This is a genomic window from Vagococcus allomyrinae (assembly GCF_017829975.1).
GTDB classification, from domain to species: domain Bacteria; phylum Bacillota; class Bacilli; order Lactobacillales; family Vagococcaceae; genus Vagococcus_D; species Vagococcus_D allomyrinae.
The window spans coordinates 58484-78804 of sequence record NZ_JAEEGA010000015.1 but is presented as its reverse complement, the minus strand read 5'-3'; the positions used below and the strand labels follow the sequence as shown (position 1 = coordinate 78804).

General features: G+C 38.0%; 18 protein-coding genes. All 18 read right to left on the bottom strand.

What is annotated here, in order from left to right; genetic code table 11:
- Positions 1-11: 11 nt before the first annotated feature.
- On the bottom strand, positions 12-1001 hold the full coding sequence (gene galE, locus I6N95_RS19840) for a UDP-glucose 4-epimerase GalE (RefSeq protein WP_209531090.1): 990 nt from the start codon (positions 999-1001) through the stop codon (positions 12-14).
- A gap of 89 nt (positions 1002-1090) precedes the next feature.
- A complete protein-coding gene (locus I6N95_RS19835; RefSeq protein ID WP_209531089.1) occupies positions 1091-2254 on the bottom strand; it encodes a galactokinase in 1164 nt (387 codons plus the stop codon).
- Between the two features lie 241 nt (positions 2255-2495).
- The gene (locus I6N95_RS19830) at positions 2496-3746 is read right to left on the bottom strand and encodes a sensor histidine kinase (RefSeq protein WP_209531088.1); all 1251 of its coding nucleotides are present in this window, start codon (positions 3744-3746) and stop codon (positions 2496-2498) included.
- Between the two features lie 132 nt (positions 3747-3878).
- A complete protein-coding gene (locus tag I6N95_RS19825) occupies positions 3879-5189 on the bottom strand; it encodes a hypothetical protein (protein ID WP_209531087.1) in 1311 nt (436 codons plus the stop codon).
- Between the two features lie 283 nt (positions 5190-5472).
- On the bottom strand, positions 5473-6183 hold the full coding sequence (locus I6N95_RS19820) for a glucosamine-6-phosphate deaminase (RefSeq protein ID WP_209531086.1): 711 nt from the start codon (positions 6181-6183) through the stop codon (positions 5473-5475).
- Between the two features lie 353 nt (positions 6184-6536).
- Positions 6537-6899, bottom strand: a complete 363-nt coding sequence (locus I6N95_RS19815) for a phage holin family protein (RefSeq protein ID WP_209531085.1) — start codon at positions 6897-6899, stop codon at positions 6537-6539.
- Positions 6899-7237, bottom strand: a complete 339-nt coding sequence (locus I6N95_RS19810) for a PspC domain-containing protein (protein ID WP_209531084.1) — start codon at positions 7235-7237, stop codon at positions 6899-6901. Before I6N95_RS19810 ends, I6N95_RS19815 begins: the two co-directional genes overlap by 1 nt.
- Before the next feature lie 90 nt (positions 7238-7327).
- On the bottom strand, positions 7328-8950 hold the full coding sequence (liaX, locus tag I6N95_RS19805) for a daptomycin-sensing surface protein LiaX (protein WP_209531083.1): 1623 nt from the start codon (positions 8948-8950) through the stop codon (positions 7328-7330).
- A 378-nt stretch (positions 8951-9328) separates the two neighbouring features.
- Positions 9329-10603, bottom strand: coding sequence for a murein hydrolase activator EnvC family protein (locus I6N95_RS19800; protein WP_209531082.1), 1275 nt, complete (start codon positions 10601-10603; stop codon positions 9329-9331).
- Positions 10604-10944: 341 nt separating this feature from the next.
- On the bottom strand, positions 10945-11625 hold the full coding sequence (gene phoU / locus I6N95_RS19795; RefSeq protein ID WP_209531081.1) for a phosphate signaling complex protein PhoU: 681 nt from the start codon (positions 11623-11625) through the stop codon (positions 10945-10947).
- Between the two features lie 14 nt (positions 11626-11639).
- A complete protein-coding gene (pstB, locus tag I6N95_RS19790; protein ID WP_430727552.1) occupies positions 11640-12425 on the bottom strand; it encodes a phosphate ABC transporter ATP-binding protein PstB in 786 nt (261 codons plus the stop codon).
- The gene (gene pstB / locus I6N95_RS19785) at positions 12403-13212 is read right to left on the bottom strand and encodes a phosphate ABC transporter ATP-binding protein PstB (protein ID WP_209531079.1); all 810 of its coding nucleotides are present in this window, start codon (positions 13210-13212) and stop codon (positions 12403-12405) included. Before pstB (I6N95_RS19785) ends, pstB (I6N95_RS19790) begins: the two co-directional genes overlap by 23 nt.
- 181 nt (positions 13213-13393) lie before the next feature.
- Positions 13394-14278: a phosphate ABC transporter permease PstA gene (gene pstA, locus I6N95_RS19780; protein ID WP_209531078.1), complete on the bottom strand. Its 885-nt coding sequence runs from the start codon at positions 14276-14278 to the stop codon at positions 13394-13396.
- Positions 14278-15198 (bottom strand): phosphate ABC transporter permease subunit PstC, encoded by a 921-nt coding sequence (gene pstC / locus I6N95_RS19775; protein WP_209531077.1) that lies wholly within the window; start codon positions 15196-15198, stop codon positions 14278-14280. The genes pstA and pstC overlap by 1 nt, the downstream gene beginning before the upstream one ends.
- A gap of 160 nt (positions 15199-15358) precedes the next feature.
- Positions 15359-16210: a phosphate ABC transporter substrate-binding protein PstS family protein gene (locus I6N95_RS19770; RefSeq protein ID WP_209531076.1), complete on the bottom strand. Its 852-nt coding sequence runs from the start codon at positions 16208-16210 to the stop codon at positions 15359-15361.
- A 781-nt stretch (positions 16211-16991) separates the two neighbouring features.
- A complete protein-coding gene (cls, locus tag I6N95_RS19765; protein ID WP_209531075.1) occupies positions 16992-18440 on the bottom strand; it encodes a cardiolipin synthase in 1449 nt (482 codons plus the stop codon).
- 212 nt (positions 18441-18652) lie between these two features.
- Complete coding sequence (gene ftsX, locus I6N95_RS19760) at positions 18653-19537, bottom strand: permease-like cell division protein FtsX (RefSeq protein ID WP_283809001.1); 885 nt, start codon at positions 19535-19537, stop codon at positions 18653-18655.
- Complete coding sequence (gene ftsE, locus I6N95_RS19755; RefSeq protein WP_209531073.1) at positions 19530-20216, bottom strand: cell division ATP-binding protein FtsE; 687 nt, start codon at positions 20214-20216, stop codon at positions 19530-19532. The genes ftsX and ftsE overlap by 8 nt, the downstream gene beginning before the upstream one ends.
- Positions 20217-20321: the final 105 nt, after the last annotated feature.

The following is a 20321-nucleotide window of genomic DNA, read 5'->3' as shown; positions in this document are numbered from 1 at the left end:
CTCTCCCCTTCCTAGTCACCGTACCCAACTGGATGGGCTTGATGCCAGTTCCAGGCAGATTCAAAAATGGTATCTACATTGGTGTAAACAGGCTCCCAGCCCAATAGCTCGTGAGCTTTAGCAGCTGATGCAACCAAGCTGGCAGGATCACCTGCACGACGGGGGCCAATTTTAGCAGGAATTGCTTTACCAGTCACTTTACGAGCCGCTTCAATCATCTGTTTAACAGAAAAGCCTTCACTGCTACCTAAATTGAAGATATTGCTCGTCTCTTCTTTAGCTAAATATTCCAAGGCTAAAATATGAGCGTTACATAGATCGACTACATGAACATAGTCGCGAATATTGGTCCCATCTGGTGTATCATAATCTTCACCAAAAACGGTGATTTCCGTCCGTTGACCCAAAGCCGTCTGTAAAATAATCGGCACCAAATGAGTTTCTGGTTGATGGTCCTCACCGATACTGCCATCGAGCTTAGCACCCGCTACATTAAAATAGCGTAAGGCAACATATTTAATACCATGAGCCAGATCTGTCCACTTCATCATCTTTTCCATCATCAGTTTAGTTTCGCCATAGGGACTTTCCGGATTGGTCGGTGTTGTTTCTTTGATCGGATTCTCTTTGGTTTCACCATAAGTCGCGGCAGAAGACGAGAAGACGATTTTTTTAACAGCAAATTCAGCCATGACTTCAAGTAATATTTGTGTCCCATAAACATTGTTGTTAAAATATTTTAAGGGATTTTCCACAGATTCTCCCACCAGAGAACTGGCCGCAAAATGGATGACCCCCTCGATGGTTTCCTTGGTAAAAACCTCTTGCATAAATGCCTTATCACGGATATCCCCTTCATAAAAACGCGCCTTGGGATGAATAGCCGTTTTATGACCTGTCAACAAATTATCGATTACCACCACATCGTAGTCTTTTTCAATTAATTGATCCACAGCATGAGAGCCGATATAACCGGCTCCACCTAATACCAAAATTGTCATTAATATCCCACTTTCTATGTATCAGTCATTTTATTCAATAAGAAACTTCTTATTTCCTCATTCATTCTACCAAATTAATTGCCAAATAACTATGACAGTTTTCCAGCACCATTGTGAATCAATGCTTTATAAAAATCTGCTTGATAACCGATCGCTTCTTCATACACTTTGCCAACTTCATGAATAAAATTGTCCAACTCACTCTCTTTAACCAAGGCAATACTACAGCCCCCAAAACCAGCACCTGTCATACGAGCTCCTAAGACACCTGGCTGTTTTTGAGCGGCATAAACCAACGTATCCAGTTCAAGACCTGTCACTTCATAATCATGGGCTAAAGACTCATGAGAAGCATTGAGCAATAAGCCAAACTCTTCTAGACGATTGGCCTCTAAAGCCGCTTTCGCTTTCAGCGTGCGTTGATTTTCTGTAACTGCATGACGGGCACGCTTAATTAAGGTTGGATCCCCGATTAAATCAGTATGCGCTTCAAACGTTTGATTGTCTAACTCCCCTAAGGCTTGAATAGCTAAACCTTTTTGCAAGCGAGCCAAGGCCTCTTCACATTCACTTCGACGCTCATTATATTTTGAATCCGCTAATTCACGACGTTTATTGGTGTTCATAATGGCAATCACATATTCTCCTAATTTGACTGGCACCATCTCATAAATCAGGGTGTTAGTATCAAGTAAAATTGCCATGTCTTTTTGTCCCATGCCAATTGCAAACTGATCCATAATACCAGAATTGACACCGATAAATTCATTTTCAACCTGCTTACCAATCTTGACTAGTTCTAACATTTCCATGTCCAGTTTCATCAAGTCACGAACAATCACACCTGTTAATAGTTCGATTGAGGCTGATGAAGATAGGCCCGCTCCGTTCGGTATATTTCCATAGTAATAAACATCAAAACCGGAGTCAATAGAATAGCCAGCTTCTTGAAGATACTTTATCATTCCCTTAGGGTAATTGGCCCAGTTATCCTCTTTATTGTAAGCTAATTCGTCTAAACTAAATTGAATAATCCCTTTCTCAGGTATATTCTCTGAGAATAAACGAACCAAACGATCCTCACGTTTCCGTACTATGCCATATGTCCCCATAGAAATCGAACAAGGAAAAACATTACCTCCGTTGTAATCAGTGTGTTCCCCAATTAAGTTAATTCGTCCTGGGGCAAAAAAAGCGCCTTCACTGGTTGCTTCAAATGTTTCCTTAAATGCTGCTTTCAATCTGTTCAACATTTTAGTAAACCTCCTGGTAAATTATTTAGTAAATTCATTATAAAACATTTTTTAACATTATTCAAGTCACAATCATTTCACCCCCTTTTGGCCGTATAATTTCCAATCAAAAACTGAGCGCTTAAAAAGTCGCTCAGCCGTTTTCCTCCTATCACTATTTATCGGTTCAAGACTTCACCGGCATAGTCCACGTTACGGCGAATACCAATGCCTTCTTAGTCTACGTTTGAAGAATTCGGTTCTAGGAGGCTATTTTCATAATTTGCGTAAAGTAATTGTTTTCAATCCTCGTTTTCTTTATAACATTCTGATACTTATCAACAATGTTTTGATAACTAGTCAACCCTAATCCGCGATTTTCTCCTTTTGTCGAATACCCCGTTTGCCAGATTTCGTCAGTCGGAACGGTGTGATTCAACGCGTTCTGCACCACAATCAACAGCCCGTCGTCAGCCTGATTTAAACGCAAGTCAATCATCGGCTGTGGCGTATCTTCAACGGCCTCTATAGCATTATCAAGCAATATCCCCAAACAACGGACTAAATCGGTTATCTGAATATCACAATGTTGAATTGGAGCATTAACCACCAAACTAAATTCAATATTCCGTTTTTCCATTTCTAATAACTTGCTTAAAACGATGCCACGAATTTCCATAATTCTAATGTCCGTTAGCTGAGTTTCTTCTTTAAGCGCATTAACCAGCCCTTCATCAGCTTGCTTCAAACTCGCGCCTAGTTTATCTTTCATTTCTGAGTTGCCAGATGTAAAGTAAGTAGCAGTTAAAATATTTTGATAGTCGTGCTGCAACAACCTCATCTCTTTTTGAATACTTTCTAATTTTTTTACGTAGACTTCTTGTTGTAATATGGTCATTTCATGAGAAATTAGTTGTTTCTTTTGATAATGAGTATTAGAGAATCCTGTCATTAACATGATCAGCACCACGTAAAAACTGACATTATAAGTATACAAAACTATTCTTGACGTAATTTCGCTCCACATCAGAACATCCGTTAAATAAAAATGTAGAAATGGTGGGATTTGGGTATAAACATAATAAGCTATAATAGACCCAATATAGATCGCACTACTTTCACTAACCAATTTAACTTTTCTTAAAAAAGAGGGAAACTTTTTAACAAGAACCACTGCCATCAAACACGCCATTAAACATTGTGGCCCCAATAAAAGGATTGAAGCAGCTATATTCCCAAGGTCATTCAACGCCGTCACTCTAATTGTCCCGGTAATATTATCAAGGATAGAGAAAAAAATTAGAAGCATGCAGATGATTCCATAAATTCGAGTAATTCCTTGCTTAAAGTAACGACGCAATACCACTATATAAACCACTGGTTCTAACACAATCATCAAAAATAGCCGAGTTATCGTAATCACCGGATAACGCAGATCTGTTAACAAGCTCCACAATAGAGCAAGTCCACATGACATGACACATATTAACGAAAGAGCTTTTTTTATTGACAATCTCTCCCCCATTAGGTGTGATAGTAAAAAAACTAATGGCATAAATTGGCAAATACTTGATATAAGATTTAATATAAACAGTTCGCCTAACGACACCCCCATTTTAGCTCTCCTATCCATAAATTATTTTAGTTAACTCAATTTCAATACTTGGAGCAGCTTCCCTTCCTCAAACAAGGTACGCCTTACCGCTTTGTGGTACTTTTTTATTATTTGATCATACTCTTGAGGCATCTTAGATTGACTCCCTTCAATCGTTTGATATTTCACAATAATAGTCAACACCTTAGCTTCTTGCAATATCACCAAATCTATTTTAGGTTTTTCTAACTGAGTGATTTCCCTAACTGCTTCAGTCATTAACAAGTCCAAACATCGCATTAAATCCGCCACATTAACTGGGCAAACTGACACTGGAGAATGAACTTCCAAATTAAACGCAATTTGATTGGTTGCCAACTCATCAATTTTACCTAAGATAAAGCTGCGGATGTCTATTAGTTCAATTGCGGATAATTGATTTAACAAGCGAATATTATCAACAATATTCTGATCGAAACTTGCCAACTTCTCGTTGAGGTATAATTGACCTTCCTCAAGGTTAACACCTGACTCATCCAAATAAGCACTAGCTAAGATATTCTTATAATCATGGCGTAATAACCGCATCTCTTTTTGAATACTTTCTAATCGTTTAATATACATCTCTTGTTGTAAAATCGTCATGTGGTGGTCTTTTAGAATCTGCTTCTGGCTCAGGCTATTAGCAAATAAATTGACCAATGAATAAAGAGATACAGCAATTAAAAACAAATAGACGTTGATAACAATTAGACTTACACTAGGCTCGAGCTCCAAATACTGTTGCAATACATCGTCAACGATTATCGGCAGTAATGCATAACTAGTCACTCCTAATACCGTAAAAAAAATCATCGATTTCATTTGAAACACATCATAAACCTTTAATAAAAAACCAGGCTGATGCCATACCAATATGATGATTACCACCATCGCTATCAAGCCGTAAATCGCAATACAGATTACTTCAGCAGAAAGGGTGCTTAAGTCCCTTAAATATATTACTCTGATAATGGCTACTATACCTCCCACCATATGAAAAAACACCTTATAAAAACTAACAAGTCCCAAATAAGTCATTGCAGGCTTTCGAATAAATATTCGACACAAGATAACTTGAACTACGAAAAATAAGACCTCTGCTAATAACTGACTTCGGAAAGACATTGAAGGGAGTGAAATATCTGTTAATAATGAATTGATTAACCAATAACTAAGGCTAAGCAAAAGAATTAAGCCCAATTTGCATCGCCACGAATATTTTTCTCTAAGGGTAAAAAACGCCAGAGCAGCCACTGGCCCTATTTCTATGAAAGAACTAAAAAAATTAAAGATATAAACCTCTACTACCGTTACCCCCATTCTAATCCGCCTTTCTGTGCTTGTAAAATAACGATTCTATTTCATAATAAAGGTTTGTTAAATGATAAACAAGTGTTTTCCGAATATTTCGACAATACCATTTCTCTCCTCTTTTAATTACGGTTAATTCTTATTGCCCTTCCGATTTAAGCCCTCATCAAGGACAAACCGTCTTTGTTACGTCATCAGTAATAAAAACAATGACGAGTTGTCAAGAGCTGATCTCATGACAAAAAAACTCTCTTACTCATCTAAGATGATAAGTAAGAAAGTCTTAAGAAAGTTATTTAGATAATTTTGACAAGGCTGCTTCATCAGCAATTACGTAAATATTAGCATGATCTTGTAACGCGCTGGCAGGACAATCTTCGGTTTTAGGTCCCTCAATCATTCCTTTAAGTGCGTCAGCCTTAGCTTCACCATAAGCAATTAGAATGATCTCTTTAGCTTTTAAAATTGAGCCGATCCCCATTGAATAAGCTTGCGTTGGCACATCCTCTTTTTTCTCAAAGAAACGTTTATTTGATTCAATCGTAGACTCTACCAAATCAACTTTGCGAGTGGTTGAATCAAAGGGCGCACCAGGTTCATTAAACCCAATATGACCATTAGTTCCAATACCTAACACTTGAATGTCAATTGGATTGTTCGCAATGATTTGATCATAGCGAGCGCACTCAGCATCTGCATCTGCCGCCATACCGTCTGGTACATAAGATTCTTTGAACGGTTTAGCATTAAATAAATGCTCATTCATAAATGTCCGGTAGCTTTGACTGTCTGTCTCCTTTAAGCCAACGTATTCATCTAAGTTAATCGCGATTAAATGACTACAATCTAAATCACTTTTCACCATCTCTTCATATAAAGTCACAGGGGTACTTCCTGTTGCTAACCCTAACACACGGGCGTTATTTCCTTCAATTCCTTGACGGATTAATTCGAAAGCTTTTTTTCCACCTTCTACTTGGTCCTTAACTGCGATAATATTCATCATTGACTTCTCCATTCTGCTATTTGGTATAGTCCAATTATAAAATATTATCTCTGGAAATACAAGTCCAAGAACTGATATTATTCAGGAAAAATAAACAATTCTTCGATCGGTGTCTTGACAACACGTAAGATAGCGACGGCTAATTACAACGATGGCTTGCGCCTTTTACTAATCGCAGAATTGTCTCTCGCCGAACGCCTACTAAATTGGCCAATTCTTCCTGACCATTTTGTTGTTCCACAAAATGGTGTTAACTGTCAACTGGCACTCGATAATCTCTCCAACAAAAAAGAACGCCCTCTTTCCAAATGGAATCTAGGCGTTCTCAAGCTAATTTTTTTCTTTCAAGCTTATTCATAACGATCTGATGTATTATGATTAATTACCACCGAATTGACAAATGACATAATCATCGCCACCAAAATAGCTGTCCAGAAACTGGAAAAACCAAAATTTGATTGACCAATCAGGTTAGAGGTCATTGTCAGCATCAACGCATTAATGACAAAACTGAATAATCCGAGGGTAATAATCGTGATTGGCAGTGACAGCAGTAATAATATCGGTTTAACAAAACCATTTAAAATCGATAAAATAAAACTTGCCATCACCGCTATCAAAAAACTATTAACATGAAACATATCGTCAGGTAGCAAGACTGAGAGTGAGATAAATGTCAACGTATTAACAATTAAACGTTGAAAATACGACATTAGAAATCGCTCCAATCATCATCGCTCACTTTTTCAGCTTCTTTACGTTTTGTAGCTTTTTGCTCCTTACCGTAACCGTGATAGCTCTGATAGCGATCGCGATTTTGTTGATTTTGATTATAAGGCCCATTATAGCTATTCGCATTACTGCGATCGCTCGGCATAATAATCATTAAAACAATATATAACATGAAACCTGGAAATCCTGCTGTGAACAGCGATAGTATGATGTATACAACACGAATGATTGTCGGGTCAATACCGATAAACTCACTGATACCACCTAGCACACCAGAGACGACAACGTTATTTCTTGATTTAGTTAATTTCTTTTTCATATCTCTCTCACCTCTTCTGACATTATCTTTCAGCTTAGGTACCAGAAGAAGCTAATGCTTCTTCCGTACCTATCTGTTTAATACTTGTTATTACTGATCTGCGTCTTTCAAGTAAACACTACCTGTTGTGGTACTCAAACGAATGTAGACTGTTTGCTCCTCATTATAACGACGGAATTGTAACATTTGATTGGTTTTTTCTTTTTTCTCACGGATCACTTCAAATTCACCAATCCGATTTTTAATACTACCTAAACTAGTTTTTGCAAGAGCTTCGATGCCAACTTCTTTTGGTATGGCCACTTTAATCGCCCCGTTAACCACTTTAGCTTCAATCTTTTTCAAGTTTTCTTTTTGCGCTGTCACCTTGATATCGCCGTTAACATTGGAGATATTCGCATTTTCAATTTTAGATTGAACCACAAAATCACCATTAACAGATTCCGCTAAGAAGTCCATGATATCACTATCACTCACTGTAACATCGCCATTGACCCCTTCAACTTCTAACATTGTAGCAGTTAAATTCTTAAAGGTCATATCGCCATTTGTGCTCTTCATAAACACATCTTTCGCTTCTAAAGTTTCCACATTAACATCACCATTCAATAGTTTAACTGAAATGTGATCATAGACCCGTGTTGGTAAATAGAAATGTAAATCTGCACGAATTCTCTTATTTGGAATTTGGAAGGAGATCGTTTCATCATCTACATCAATTTGACTTCTTTCTAAGAACGCTTCAAAAGGCGTGTCCGCATCCATTTTCCCGTACAATTTGATGTCAGCCACCACTTTTAAGTCTGCTGATTCCCATGTACTAAAGGTTACTTCACCATTAGCAACTTTAACATCAATTAAAGATGCCGCTGTTTCAGGATAATAAAATTCATGTTGGAAACTGTTAGTCGCAACACCTGGAACTTTAATGTTAATGTCTTTCCAATCCACGTTATCATTGACTGTTTCCGTCACTGTTTTAATGGTATCTTTAAAGAAACGTCCAAGTTGGTTGCCAGCTTCGCCCATCTTACGACCAAACTGCGTGCCAGCCTCACCCATTTTTTGACCAAAGTCAGTAAATGATTCTTCCCAATCACTAGGAATTTCAAATTTCTTAGACCATTGTTCGCGAGTACCTTCTTTTTGTTCTTTACGAATGGTTTTCAATTTCTCTTCAAACGCTTCTTTTTCAACTTCTAGTTGAGTTTTATTAGCATTTAGATCGCTTAATTCTTCTTCGATCTTAGTACGTTCAGCCACTTTATCTTCAGCTAACTCATCCAGTTCTTCAATTGTATTAAGAACCATTAATTGTTCTTCTTTTTCTTTAATTTCGGCTTCAATTCCTTGAATCTCAACATTTACTTCATCTAGCTCAGCAGATGTTTTATTTGCTTCTGTTGCCAATTCATCTAAAATCTTTTCAAGACGTTGACGATCTTCAGCCTCATTGGCAGCAAATTTTTGAAAGGCTTCTTCTTCGGCCTCTTCTAAATCTTTTTCGGGACCAAATAGATCACTTTCATCAAACGGTTTGTCTTCAGGGCTCTCTGTACTTGTTTTGGTTGGACCTTTTTTGACGTCCTGGGCTTCTTTTTTGACAATCTTTTCGTCTTTTTCAGTTGCCATATTTTCTAACAAGACCAAAGCCTCTTCAGTAGTGATAATACCTTGTTTAACTAATTCAAATACGCGTTCTCTTTCTTTCATAACTATATAGCCTCCTTAGCTAATTACCTTCATATAAAAGAAGTATTCCTTCTTACATACTTATTATGCCTTGTTTCGCTTCAATTGTCATAGGACTTAAGATGGATTTATTCTTCATTTGATAGTCTTACGTCCTCTTAAGACCAAGAACAATCGTCAAACTTAAATCGTCCCGACGGCCCTCCTTTGCATCAGTTTCCTTATGATTAGTGTACCTCAGATTACCGCCAGTCTCAATCCTCATCACTTAATTCACAGATGTTTCACAATTTTTTGGCTACTAGCTACGAATAATTCTCTATTTAGGGTATTCTTCTAAAAAAATTCTGAAAAAAAAGAAGCTATCGCAATGATAACTTCTTCTATAATTAAGTTGAATTAGTAAAGACCTAAGTATGGACCTGGATCAACAAAACCTGACCAAGAACCTGTGGTCGCAATACCAAAATGTAAATGGACCCCAGTTGAGTTACCAGTTGTTCCCATCAGACCAACCACTTGGCCAGCACCGACAGTCCCACCTGAAACTGAAATTGAATTTAAGTGTAAATAGTAAGTGAAGTAGCCATTATCATGTTGAATAATAACGTAGTTCCCTGCACTACCATCAAATCCAGATGATACGACTGTACCACCACGGCTTGCATAAACTGGATCATTCAAGTTTCCAGCAAAATCAATACCGTCATGACCATTTCCTGACACACCATTTGGATCAGGACGATTCCCATAACCACTAGTCATAATTAGACTTGGCAGTGGATGTTGGAAATCACCAGAGCCTTGAGTCGGACGGTTCGTCGGTTGATTTTCTGTATCATCTGGCATTACTTGTGTGTTGATCGTACTTATCTCTTGAGCAATCGCAACGTTTGTTTTAGCTGCTTCTTCCTCACGTTTCTTCTGTTCAGCTGCCAATTTCGCTGCTGCCTCAGCTTCTTTTTTAGCCTGTTCTTTCGCTAGACGTTCGGCTTCGGCTTTACGCTTTTCAGCCTCTTCTTTTTCTTTTAACAAACTAGCTTTTTTAGACTCTTCTGTCGTTAAACTAGCCGCAACTTCTTTAGCTAAAATGGCTTGATCGTATTGTTTAGCGGTCATTTCTTCTTGCTTAACTTTCAATTGTTCCGTAAGAGCATTAACTTCAACAATTTTCCCGTCAACCACAACTTTTTTATCAGCTAATTCTTGTTTGTCTTCTTGTTGAGCTGTCATAATATCGTTATTAGCTGAAACCAGTTTGGAATAAGCCCACGAACGTGTAATGGCGTCAGAAATACTGTCTGACTCTAACACAACGTTTAAGTAGCTATTGCTAGACGTATTAACTTGAGCCGAACGAGCTTGCTCTTTAATTTTGACCGTCCGCTTCTCAATGGCATGTTCCAATTTAGTAATTTCAGTGTTTAAGTTATTTAATTCTTGTTCAAGCTCTCCTTTTTTATCTAAAGTCTCTTGAACTTGTGCTTCAAGATTAGCAACTTCAGTATTTAAGGCCTCAAGAGTGGCTTCAGCTTCAGCCTTTTGCCCCTTAAGTGTTTCTATTTTATTTGTTGCATTATTAATCTCATTGTCAATCGTATCAGCGGCAGCCATTAATGGTGAAGAGGCGCCGATAACCAGTACTGATAAAAGTGTGATATATTTATTCTTCATATAATTAGTATACCTCTTTATTATTTTTTCCTACTATAAGACTATAACATAAAATGCCAAGATACAAAATTACAGTTCTATTACAAGTTTTTACCTATCGATTAACATTATGACAGGTTTTTATAGGTAAAATTCTTGTCTGAGGATTAACCCTAGTATAATACAAAATAAACCGAAACGAGTGTCAATATTCCATCATAATTCACCCAAAGATTGACATTTATTCCGCTTCTAACTTTGTGAAATACCAAGCGGTCGAAAATACAGTATAACCGAAACAACCAAAGAGTACAAGAAAAAAGAGCAAATTGGGGCTCAATCTGCTCTTTCTTAGGTTTTGTCTAACTGATTAAATCATCGCGATTGGAATTCAATTCTAAAATTTTACCTGTCTTCAAGTAAACAATCCATTCGCAAATATTGGTTACATAATCACCAATTCGCTCAAGAAAACCAGCAACTTGCAAATAATCAGTGCCGCCAACAACCGTTTCTGGATTCTCTTTCATCTCTTTGATACACATGTCGTAAATTTCATTAAAATAGTCATTCACTTTGGTATCACTTTGAGCAATTGCTTTCGCCTGTTCCAAGTCACCATTGATATAAGCATCTTTGACACTATCAACCATGATCTTAACTGCATCAGCCATATCTGAGATTTTTTCTTCAACTTCTAAAATGCGCTCATTCCCTTTAACACGGATGGTTGACTTAGCAATCGACACAGCATGGTCACCCATTCTTTCCAAATCAGAACTTGCCTTCATAACTGTAATGATAATTCGCAAATCCGTTGTGACAGGCTGTTGCAACGCAATCATCTCAAGACTCTTTTTCTCTAATTGAACTTCTAATTCATTAATTTTCACATCATTTTCAATCACATTATAAGCAATTTCTTTATCATGTTTAATAAAGGCCTTCACTGATTTGTATACAGCATCACTCACTTCTTGGGCCATAGTTGAAAATTGAGTGTGTAAGTTTTGTAAATCTTCTTCAAATTGTGTCCGTAACATAATGCTACTCCTCCCTACCCGAATTTACCGGTAATATAGTCTTCTGTTTCTTGTTTGGATGGATTCAAAAATATTTTCTTAGTCTTATCGTACTCTATAAGATCACCATTCAAAAAGAAGGCAGTTTTATCTGATATTCTCGACGCTTGTTGCATATTGTGCGTCACCATTATCATTGTATAATGTTCTTTCAACTCAAACAACATGTTTTCAATTTTCCCGCTTGAAACAGGATCCAATGCACTAGTCGGCTCATCTAGTAAGATGATCTCGGGTTTAACCGCCAACACTCTAGCAATACAGACTCGCTGTTGCTGTCCACCAGACAAGGAAAGAGCGCTTTTGTTCAACTTATCTTTCACATCATCCCAGACGGCGGCAGCCTTCAAGCTACTTTCAACGGCCTCGTCCAAGGCTTGTTTATCCACATTACCAGCTAATCTCAAGCCATAAATCACGTTTTCATAGACTGAAAAGGGAAAAGGATTGGGCTGTTGAAAAACCATTCCTATTTGCTTGCGCAACTCCACAGTATCAGTTTTTGGGCTATAAATGTTCTTCTCTTTAAATAACACATTTCCAGTAATTGTCACATCTGGAATCAAATCATTCATTCGATTTAACGTTCTCAAATAGGTCGACTTACCACAGCCTGACGGTCCGATTAAGGCGGTAATTTCACCCTTTTCGAAGCTCATATCAATCCCTTTTAACGCCTCTTTTTTACCATAAAACAAATGCAGCTGTTTCGATTCAATTATCGTCATAGTCGTCTCCTTAACCAAAGTGTCCTGAGACATAGTCATCAGTTGCTTGAATTTTCGGACGGGTAAATATTTTAGCCGTTTGATCGTACTCTAAAACTTTCCCCATGTAGAAAAATGCTGTATAGTCGCTAATCCGAGCGGCTTGTTGCATATTGTGTGTCACAATCGCAATTGTGTAGTTTTCTTTTAAATTAACCAAAGTTTCTTCCACCTTACTAGTGGAAATAGGATCTAAGGCACTTGCGGGCTCATCTAAGAGCAATACATCTGGTTTCAAAGCAATTGCTCGAGCAATACAAAGTCGTTGCTGTTGGCCCCCAGACAAAGCATGAGCACTTTTATCCAAATTATCCTTTACTTGGTCCCAAAGAGCCGCCTGCTTTAGACTAGTCTCAACAATTTCATCTAATTGTTTTTTATCATGCAAACCATGTTGTTTAAGGGCAAAGGTGATATTGCCATAAATTGACTTACTAAAAGGATTTGGCCGCTGAAACACCATGCCAATGTGCTTACGCATTTCATAAACGTCGATTTGTTTTGAGTTAATATTGGTCTGCTCATACATAATCTCACCCGTTACTTTAGTGCCAGCAATTTCATCGTTCATGCGGTTCAGTGAACGCAAGTACGTGGACTTACCACAGCCTGATGGCCCGATAAGAGACGTAATTTTATTTTTTTCAAACTCCAGCGAAACCCCTTTAATCGCTTCATTTTGACCGTACCAAACATGAAGATCATTAGTCGTCAAGGCGATATCTTGTACTTTAGGGTTAAACTTTGTAATGTGTGTGTCGTTTAAATCATACTCTTTCATGATATAAGCTCCTTATTGAAAAACTATACAGACGTCTGTCAAAGATCTATCTGATTGATCCTCTTTTGGTCAAAATAGATGAATTGAGAGATTGGTTGGACAGTTCAGACTGACCAACATGATCCCAACTCTTCTTAAACCAAGGGTATGAATCTCATAATTGATATAGTTAACTCACTAACTATGCTGACGTAATTTTTTTGTGAAGTCTTTTGCCTAAAAATCGAGCAATCAAGTTGAACATTAATACTGCGATGATCAAGACAGCTGAAGCTCCCGCCGAAACTTGAACACCATCAGGCATCGTTCCTTCACTATTAACCTTCCAGATGTGGACTGCTAGCGTTTCTGCTTGTCGGAAAATATTTAATGGACTGGAAATACTCATTGGGTTCCAGTTTGAGAAATCCAAGGCCGGTGCACTTTGCCCGGCAGTATAAATCAACGCAGCCGCTTCACCAAAAATCCGACCTGCCCCCAAAATAATTCCCGTCAAAATTCCCGGTAACGCTTCAGGTACTACCACTCTAATCACGGTTTCCCAACGAGACAAGCCTAATGCCAAGCCAGCTTCTCGTTGCGTAAAATGAACAGCTTTAAGCGATTCTTCTACATTACGAGTCAACAAAGGTAAATTAAAAAAAGTTAAGGCTAAGGCGCCAGAAATAATCGAGAAACCAAGACCTGCTTGTACCACAAAAACAAGGAAACCAAATAAACCAACGACGACAGAAGGCAATGAACTTAAAATCTCAATAGCCGTTCTAATTAAATCAGTTAACCAATTCTTTTTAGCATACTCTGATAAATAAATACCCGCTCCTAAAGAAATCGGAATACTGATGACCATTGTAATTAACAATAGGTAAAAGGAATTAAACAATTGAATGCCAATTCCGCCTCCTACTTGAAAGGTTTTTGAGCGTGCTGTCAAAAATTCCCAGCTGATATGCGGTAACCCTCGAGCGAGAATATAAATCAAGAGACTGGCGAGAATCAACACGATGATACCCGAAATGGCATAGAGAACGCCTGTTGCGATTTTATCTGCTTTTTTTGGAGTCATTATTTAATTGCTCCTTTCTTGCCGATGAAGCGAATTAAAATGTTAAACAAAAGTGACATCGTTAAAAGAATTAATGCTAAGGACCACAAAACATTGTTTTCCAACGTCCCCATAATGGTATTTCCGATTCCCATCGTCAAAATACTCGTCAGAGTTGACGCTGGCGTTGTTAAGCTTGTTGGCATTAAAGCCGCATTACCGATAACCATCTGAATCGCTAAAGCTTCACCAAAAGCACGAGCCATGCCGAAAACGACAGCTGTTAGAATCCCCGGCACAGCCGAGCGTAGCACGACTTTATAAATGGTTTGCCAACGAGTGGCACCCAAGGCTAGGGACGCCTCGCGATAGTGACGAGGGACAGCTTTCAAGGCATCTGTTGTCATTGACGTAACCGTCGGCAAAATCATAACGAATAAAACAAACGTCCCGGCCAAAATACCGAAACCACTGCCACCAAAAACAGAACGAACAGCTGGAACAATGACTGACAAACCGATAAACCCATAAACCACTGAAGGAATACCGACTAATAACTCAATGACCGGCTGTAAAACCTTGGTCCCTAATTTGGGGGAGATTTCCGTCATAAACACCGCTGCTCCGATAGCAAACGGTGTTGCGACCAACGCTGATAATAACGTCACAACAAACGAACCAACTATCATTGGCAAAGCCCCAACTAATGGTTTACCATTCTCCCCGACATTTCCAGGACTCCAATCAGTTCCAAACAAAAAATCAAAAACATTAATGCCATCTTTAAAAAATGTCGCTAATCCCTTGCTAGCAACAAAATAAAAAATAGCAACAACGACTAGTACAATAAACGTGATACAAAGGAAACTGATGGTCTTCCCAACTTGTTCCAACTTTGCTTTTTTGGATTTTTTTAATAAATTACTTCGGACATCTTCCAAGACGTACCCTCCTAGTGAGTTGAACTAAGCATCACGGACGATGGTCATAATCACCGCCATCTACTTGTTGCCCATTACTATTCATGTAACTTTCAAACTATTTACAAATCATTTTTCTATTCAATTTTCATTTTTAGTAACCGTAAGGCTTCGAATACCTTTAGTCAGTTAACAAGTTACCTTCAGCATCTCGCTCAACTTCCATACTCGAAACAGGGATATATCCTAACTGTGGCACAATTTCATCTTGCACTTCTGGAGAGAACATATAATCCAAGAACTCTTTCGTTAAGCCGGTAGGCTCACCTTTAGTGTACATATGTTGGTAAGACCAAATGGGCCACTTATTCGTCATCACATTGTCATCTGTTGGTTGAACATTATCAATGGCTAACGGATGAACATCCTCATTGACATAAGAAAAAGCCACATAACTAATCGCACCTGGCGTGGTGCTGACGATTTGTCTCACCATTCCTGTTGATTCTTGTTCTTGAGCTTTTTTAGCTGTTTCACCATCTAAAACCCAGTGCTCAAAAGTATAACGACTCCCACTTCCGGTTGCGCGGTTCAAAAGGACAACCTCTAAATCACTACCACCAATTTCTTTCCAGTTGGTAATTTCCCCTGTGAAGACTTTCTTTAAATCATCCATCGAAATATTAGTTAATCCGACTTCTTTGTTAACGATTGGCGTTGTACCTACGACAGCCACTTTGTGATCCACAAGTTGACTCACATCAATACCTGATTTTTCTTCAGCAAATAGATCTGAATTACCAATATCAACCGCCCCCGATTGAACTTGGCTCAAACCAGTCCCACTACCACCGCCTTGAACATTAATGAATTTTCCGACATGTTTTCCACTATATTGTTCGCCAGCCGCCTCAACTAAAGGCTGCATTGCTGATGAACCAACTGCCATGACAGATTCGCCTCGGTCGATTTTACAAGCCGACAACGCCAAAACTGCAAGCAATATATAGCTGAGTTGTAAGAATTTTTTCACTTTTGATCCTCCCTAATTTTAGCGAAAAGTTCTGAAAAATAGGCCATTCATTTAACAGTCTGACGACGGTCAAATAACATATTTTTCGATGACAACTTCTCTTTATTAAACATATAGGTTCCCTGAAGAAAAAGCAAGTATTTTTAATTCAAAAACGCAAATAAAAAAAGCGTTATTTTATCAAAGGGCAAATCACTACTCTTCTGTATAATAAACGTGTGTTTATTTGAAATATAAAGTTATTTATCAATAAAAATCACAATTTTCTAACAATTTATAATAACAATATGCTATAATATGTACGAAATCTATTTTTGACGATTTAGTTTGATGGAGTATTCATATAGCTATTACAGTAACTTCCCCAATCCCTACTGTGGTGACTAAATAATGTTCTTTACTTACACAGTCCAAAAACATCGGTTAAATTGTTCTTTAATGGTTTCTAATTCTCATGTTGGTTAATTCCCCATAATCACCCAACATAGAGAAAATATTTATCATCCCTTATAAAAGAAAAAGAGTATTCCTAACGGAATGCTCTTTTTCTTTTTTCTTTATAGGAAAGTATGAAACTTTCTCTATATCGTCGTTTCGATCCAGCTTTAAGAGGCAGCTCTACGCTTCGATCTCAACAAACTCTAAGCGCTCTTCGACCTTCATTCAGCGTATAGCAATTGATGAGATCGGAACGCAGTATAGTGTCCCTAGTTAATGGGTAGAGTTAAGGGACAACAAAGGAAAGCAATAATAGCAACGGCAACGCCTTGTTCAGCTTTTCTTAAAGCAGCGGAGAAATCAGTCGAGCCAGCCCTTCTTTGAACTTAATGACCAACCCGCGATTGTGATATTTTTCAGCCGTCAACACTGTTGATTGTTTGGAATCTTCAAAAAAAGCTTTCCTTACTTCTTGAGCCAATGGAATGTCATAAACAATGGCATTCACTTCAAAATCTAAACGAAATGACCGATTATCGAAATTAGCAGACCCAATTGAAACCACTTCTCCATCAATAATAACCGTTTTAGAATGCATAAAACCTGCTTCATACGTTTCGATTGTCGCCCCTAACGCAATTAATTCAGCAGCAAAAGAGTACGTTGCCCAATAGACCATCATATGGTCAGGTTTATTAGGTATTTGCAAATGAACCGTCACTCCTGATAACAGAGCCAATCGCAGCGCTTCATGTATCGATTCGTCAGGAATGTAGTAAGGTGTTTGAATTAGAATCTCTTTTTTAGCAATATTGATCATTTTAAGATAAACCATTTTAATTTGTTCATGAGTTGAGTCTGGACCACTTGTAATGATTTGAACATCTTGCTCACCTGTCGGCGTAATGACTGGAAAAAAATCTGGTTGGAAATGGGTTTTGGCATCGTGTTGAGAATTCCAATCCATTAAAAAACGACTTTGTAGCGAATAGACAGCCTCTCCATAGATTCGTAAATGATTATCACGCCAATACCCAAATTTTTTGGCTTTTCCCAAGTACTCATCCCCTACATTAAAACCACCTGTATAGCCAACTTTCCCATCGACAACTAATATTTTACGATGATTGCGATATTGTAATCGAGGGTTAATATATGGTAAAAATAAAGGAAAAAACTCTTCCACAGAACCGCCAGCATCGATTAGTGACCGAAAAAAACCTTTGCCGATTCGCCAAGAACCCCAAGCATCGATCAAGACTCTCACCTTAACACCTCGCTTAGCTGCCGTGATCAGTTCATCTCTAAGGCGCTGGCCTAAGTCATCATTTCGATAAATATAATACTGAACATGTATGTGATTTTCAGCAGCACGGATATCTCTGATGACAGAATCAAATTTCTCCTCACCGTCAGTAAACAGCTGAATGTCGTTGTTAATCGTAAACAGCGCATCATCATAGACTAACATCATGTAAATTAATTCAGCCGCGTCCACTGTTTCCGTATGAGGAACAGGAAAAACACCGTTTTCCAAATCAGATATTTGTTTTGCCAGGATTTTTTCCAAGCCGACTTTTTCTTGCATTCGCATATCAAATATTTTTTCTTTTGATAAACCCCTGCCTAAAAAAATATATAAAACAAAGCCTAAGATGGGAATAAACGTCAATACTAGTAACCAAGCCCATGTTTGAGCTGTATCTTTTCTCTCTAGAAATACAATAGCGAAAGCCAAAATAACGTTTAATATTAAGATAACTGTCGTCATGTTGTTTAAAATATAAGTCAATTACATCACTTCTCTCACTGTAAAATAACTACCATTTAACAGTACCTAAAATAAGAGGAAATGTAAAGGTTGAGACCATCATTCTCTCTTTTCTTTCCAATGGTAAAAAGAACGAATTTTCACAAACTTGACTTATTCACCCTAGTCTCTCCATTCTACTCTTCAAAAAAAAGCAACTGACAGGCCAACAGCGACCATCAATTGCTTTCTCATTAAATTTTTAGGAAACGTCTCATTGAGAGAATTGATCCGATAGAGCCGATTAAAACACCAATTAACAACATTAATAAATTAACTTGCATCACAATGCTATCTGGGCTCAACAGCGAATAACCTGAACGAATTAGGTTCGGATTAACTAAATAATAAACTTGCATGTAACCGAATGTCATTAAAATAATCGGAACAGCGGCACCTAAAACACCGATCCAAGCCCCTTCAAAGAAGAAAGGCCAACGGATAAAGCCATTTTTAGCTCCAACTAGACGCATGATTTGAATTTCACGTTTTCGTGAAATAATCGTGATTCTAATCGTATTCGAAATCAAGAACACCGCAACAAAAATCAATAATCCTGTCGCTAAAATTCCCCACTTACGAACGCCTTTAGAGATCGATAAAATCTTATCAGATGAAACCCCACCATAATCAGCGCGATCAACATTCTTTAATTGTTCAGCAGCCTTTTGGACCTTTTTGATATCCTGGGGACTCTCAGCACTGACAACAAACACATCATAAAGTGGGTTTTCGTCGCCACTAAATAACTTCCAAGTGTCTCCCATCGTCTCCACCAAACGCTTGTATTCATCTTGATTACTGGAGAACTTAACCTTTTTAACAGAAGGCAGTGCTTTTAATTCATCTTCCAGTTGGCTTAATTCTGGCTCTTTAGTGCCGATTTCAACGAAAACAGAAACATCGACAGCGTCGCCCACATCTTTCGCTAACTTAGAGACATTTAGAATAACTGATAAAAACACACCAACTAAAACTAATGTAACCGTCACAGCGCTGACTGATGCCAAAGTCATCCAACCATTCCGTTTTAAACTCTTTAAACTCTCGCCTACATGACGGAAAAAATTTCTAATCATCGTAGCCATACTCCCCTTCATGCTGGTCACGAATAATCCGACCATTTTCCACTGCTAGAACGCGATGACGAATCGTATTAACGATGGTACTATTGTGTGTTGCCATCACAACCGTCGTTCCTTGAGTGTTGATTTTATCCAATAATTTCATGATTTCCCATGAATTTTCTGGATCCAAGTTTCCTGTTGGTTCATCAGCAATCAGTACTTTCGGCGTGTTGACAATGGCTCTCGCAATTGCGACACGTTGTTGCTCACCACCAGATAACTCACTTGGAAAAACACGAACTTTATGGCGTAAACCGACCAAGTCCAGCACTTCCATAACCCGACGCTTAATTTCCCGAGGGCGTTTGCCAATTACTTGCATGGCATAAGCAACATTTTCATAAATGGTTTTCTTTGGCAGTAACTTGTAATCTTGGAACACAATTCCAATTTCACGACGTAAAAGTGGAACATTTTTGTTCTTTATTTTAATTAAGTCGTAGCCGACAACATTCAACATGCCTTTTGTCGCCTTTTCTTCACGATACATTAATTTGATAAATGTTGATTTCCCAGCACCACTTGGCCCGACAACATAGACAAACTCTCCTTGCTCAATTTTAACGGAGATATTTCTGATCGCTGTTGTACCATTTGAATACTTCTTCATAACATCTTTCATTTCAATCATTTAACATTCCCCTATCTTTCAATAGTCACTCGTAGCTTTTTTAGCCCAATGCCTTAACATGATAATGGATTGAACACTAGCAAGTTTTATTTAACATAAGCAAGA

What these genes read in the sequence shown, in the direction of transcription:
- I6N95_RS19810 (WP_209531084.1), bottom strand. Translation starts at nt 7,237, where the DNA reads ATGAAAAAGAAATTAACTAAATCAAGAAATAACGTTGTCGTCTCTGGT.
- pstA (WP_209531078.1), bottom strand. Translation starts at nt 14,278, where the DNA reads ATGACTCCAAAAAAAGCAGATAAAATCGCAACAGGCGTTCTCTATGCC.
- I6N95_RS19825 (WP_209531087.1), bottom strand. Translation starts at nt 5,189, where the DNA reads ATGGGGGTAACGGTAGTAGAGGTTTATATCTTTAATTTTTTTAGTTCT.
- I6N95_RS19835 (WP_209531089.1), bottom strand. Translation starts at nt 2,254, where the DNA reads ATGTTGAACAGATTGAAAGCAGCATTTAAGGAAACATTTGAAGCAACC.
- pstB (WP_209531079.1), bottom strand. Translation starts at nt 13,212, where the DNA reads ATGAAAGAGTATGATTTAAACGACACACACATTACAAAGTTTAACCCT.
- I6N95_RS19820 (WP_209531086.1), bottom strand. Translation starts at nt 6,183, where the DNA reads ATGAATATTATCGCAGTTAAGGACCAAGTAGAAGGTGGAAAAAAAGCT.
- phoU (WP_209531081.1), bottom strand. Translation starts at nt 11,625, where the DNA reads ATGTTACGGACACAATTTGAAGAAGATTTACAAAACTTACACACTCAA.
- I6N95_RS19800 (WP_209531082.1), bottom strand. Translation starts at nt 10,603, where the DNA reads ATGAAGAATAAATATATCACACTTTTATCAGTACTGGTTATCGGCGCC.
- pstB (WP_430727552.1), bottom strand. Translation starts at nt 12,425, where the DNA reads ATGTCTCAGGACACTTTGGTTAAGGAGACGACTATGACGATAATTGAA.
- ftsE (WP_209531073.1), bottom strand. Translation starts at nt 20,216, where the DNA reads ATGATTGAAATGAAAGATGTTATGAAGAAGTATTCAAATGGTACAACA.
- I6N95_RS19815 (WP_209531085.1), bottom strand. Translation starts at nt 6,899, where the DNA reads ATGTCGTATTTTCAACGTTTAATTGTTAATACGTTGACATTTATCTCA.
- liaX (WP_209531083.1), bottom strand. Translation starts at nt 8,950, where the DNA reads ATGAAAGAAAGAGAACGCGTATTTGAATTAGTTAAACAAGGTATTATC.
- ftsX (WP_283809001.1), bottom strand. Translation starts at nt 19,537, where the DNA reads ATGATTAGAAATTTTTTCCGTCATGTAGGCGAGAGTTTAAAGAGTTTA.
- galE (WP_209531090.1), bottom strand. Translation starts at nt 1,001, where the DNA reads ATGACAATTTTGGTATTAGGTGGAGCCGGTTATATCGGCTCTCATGCT.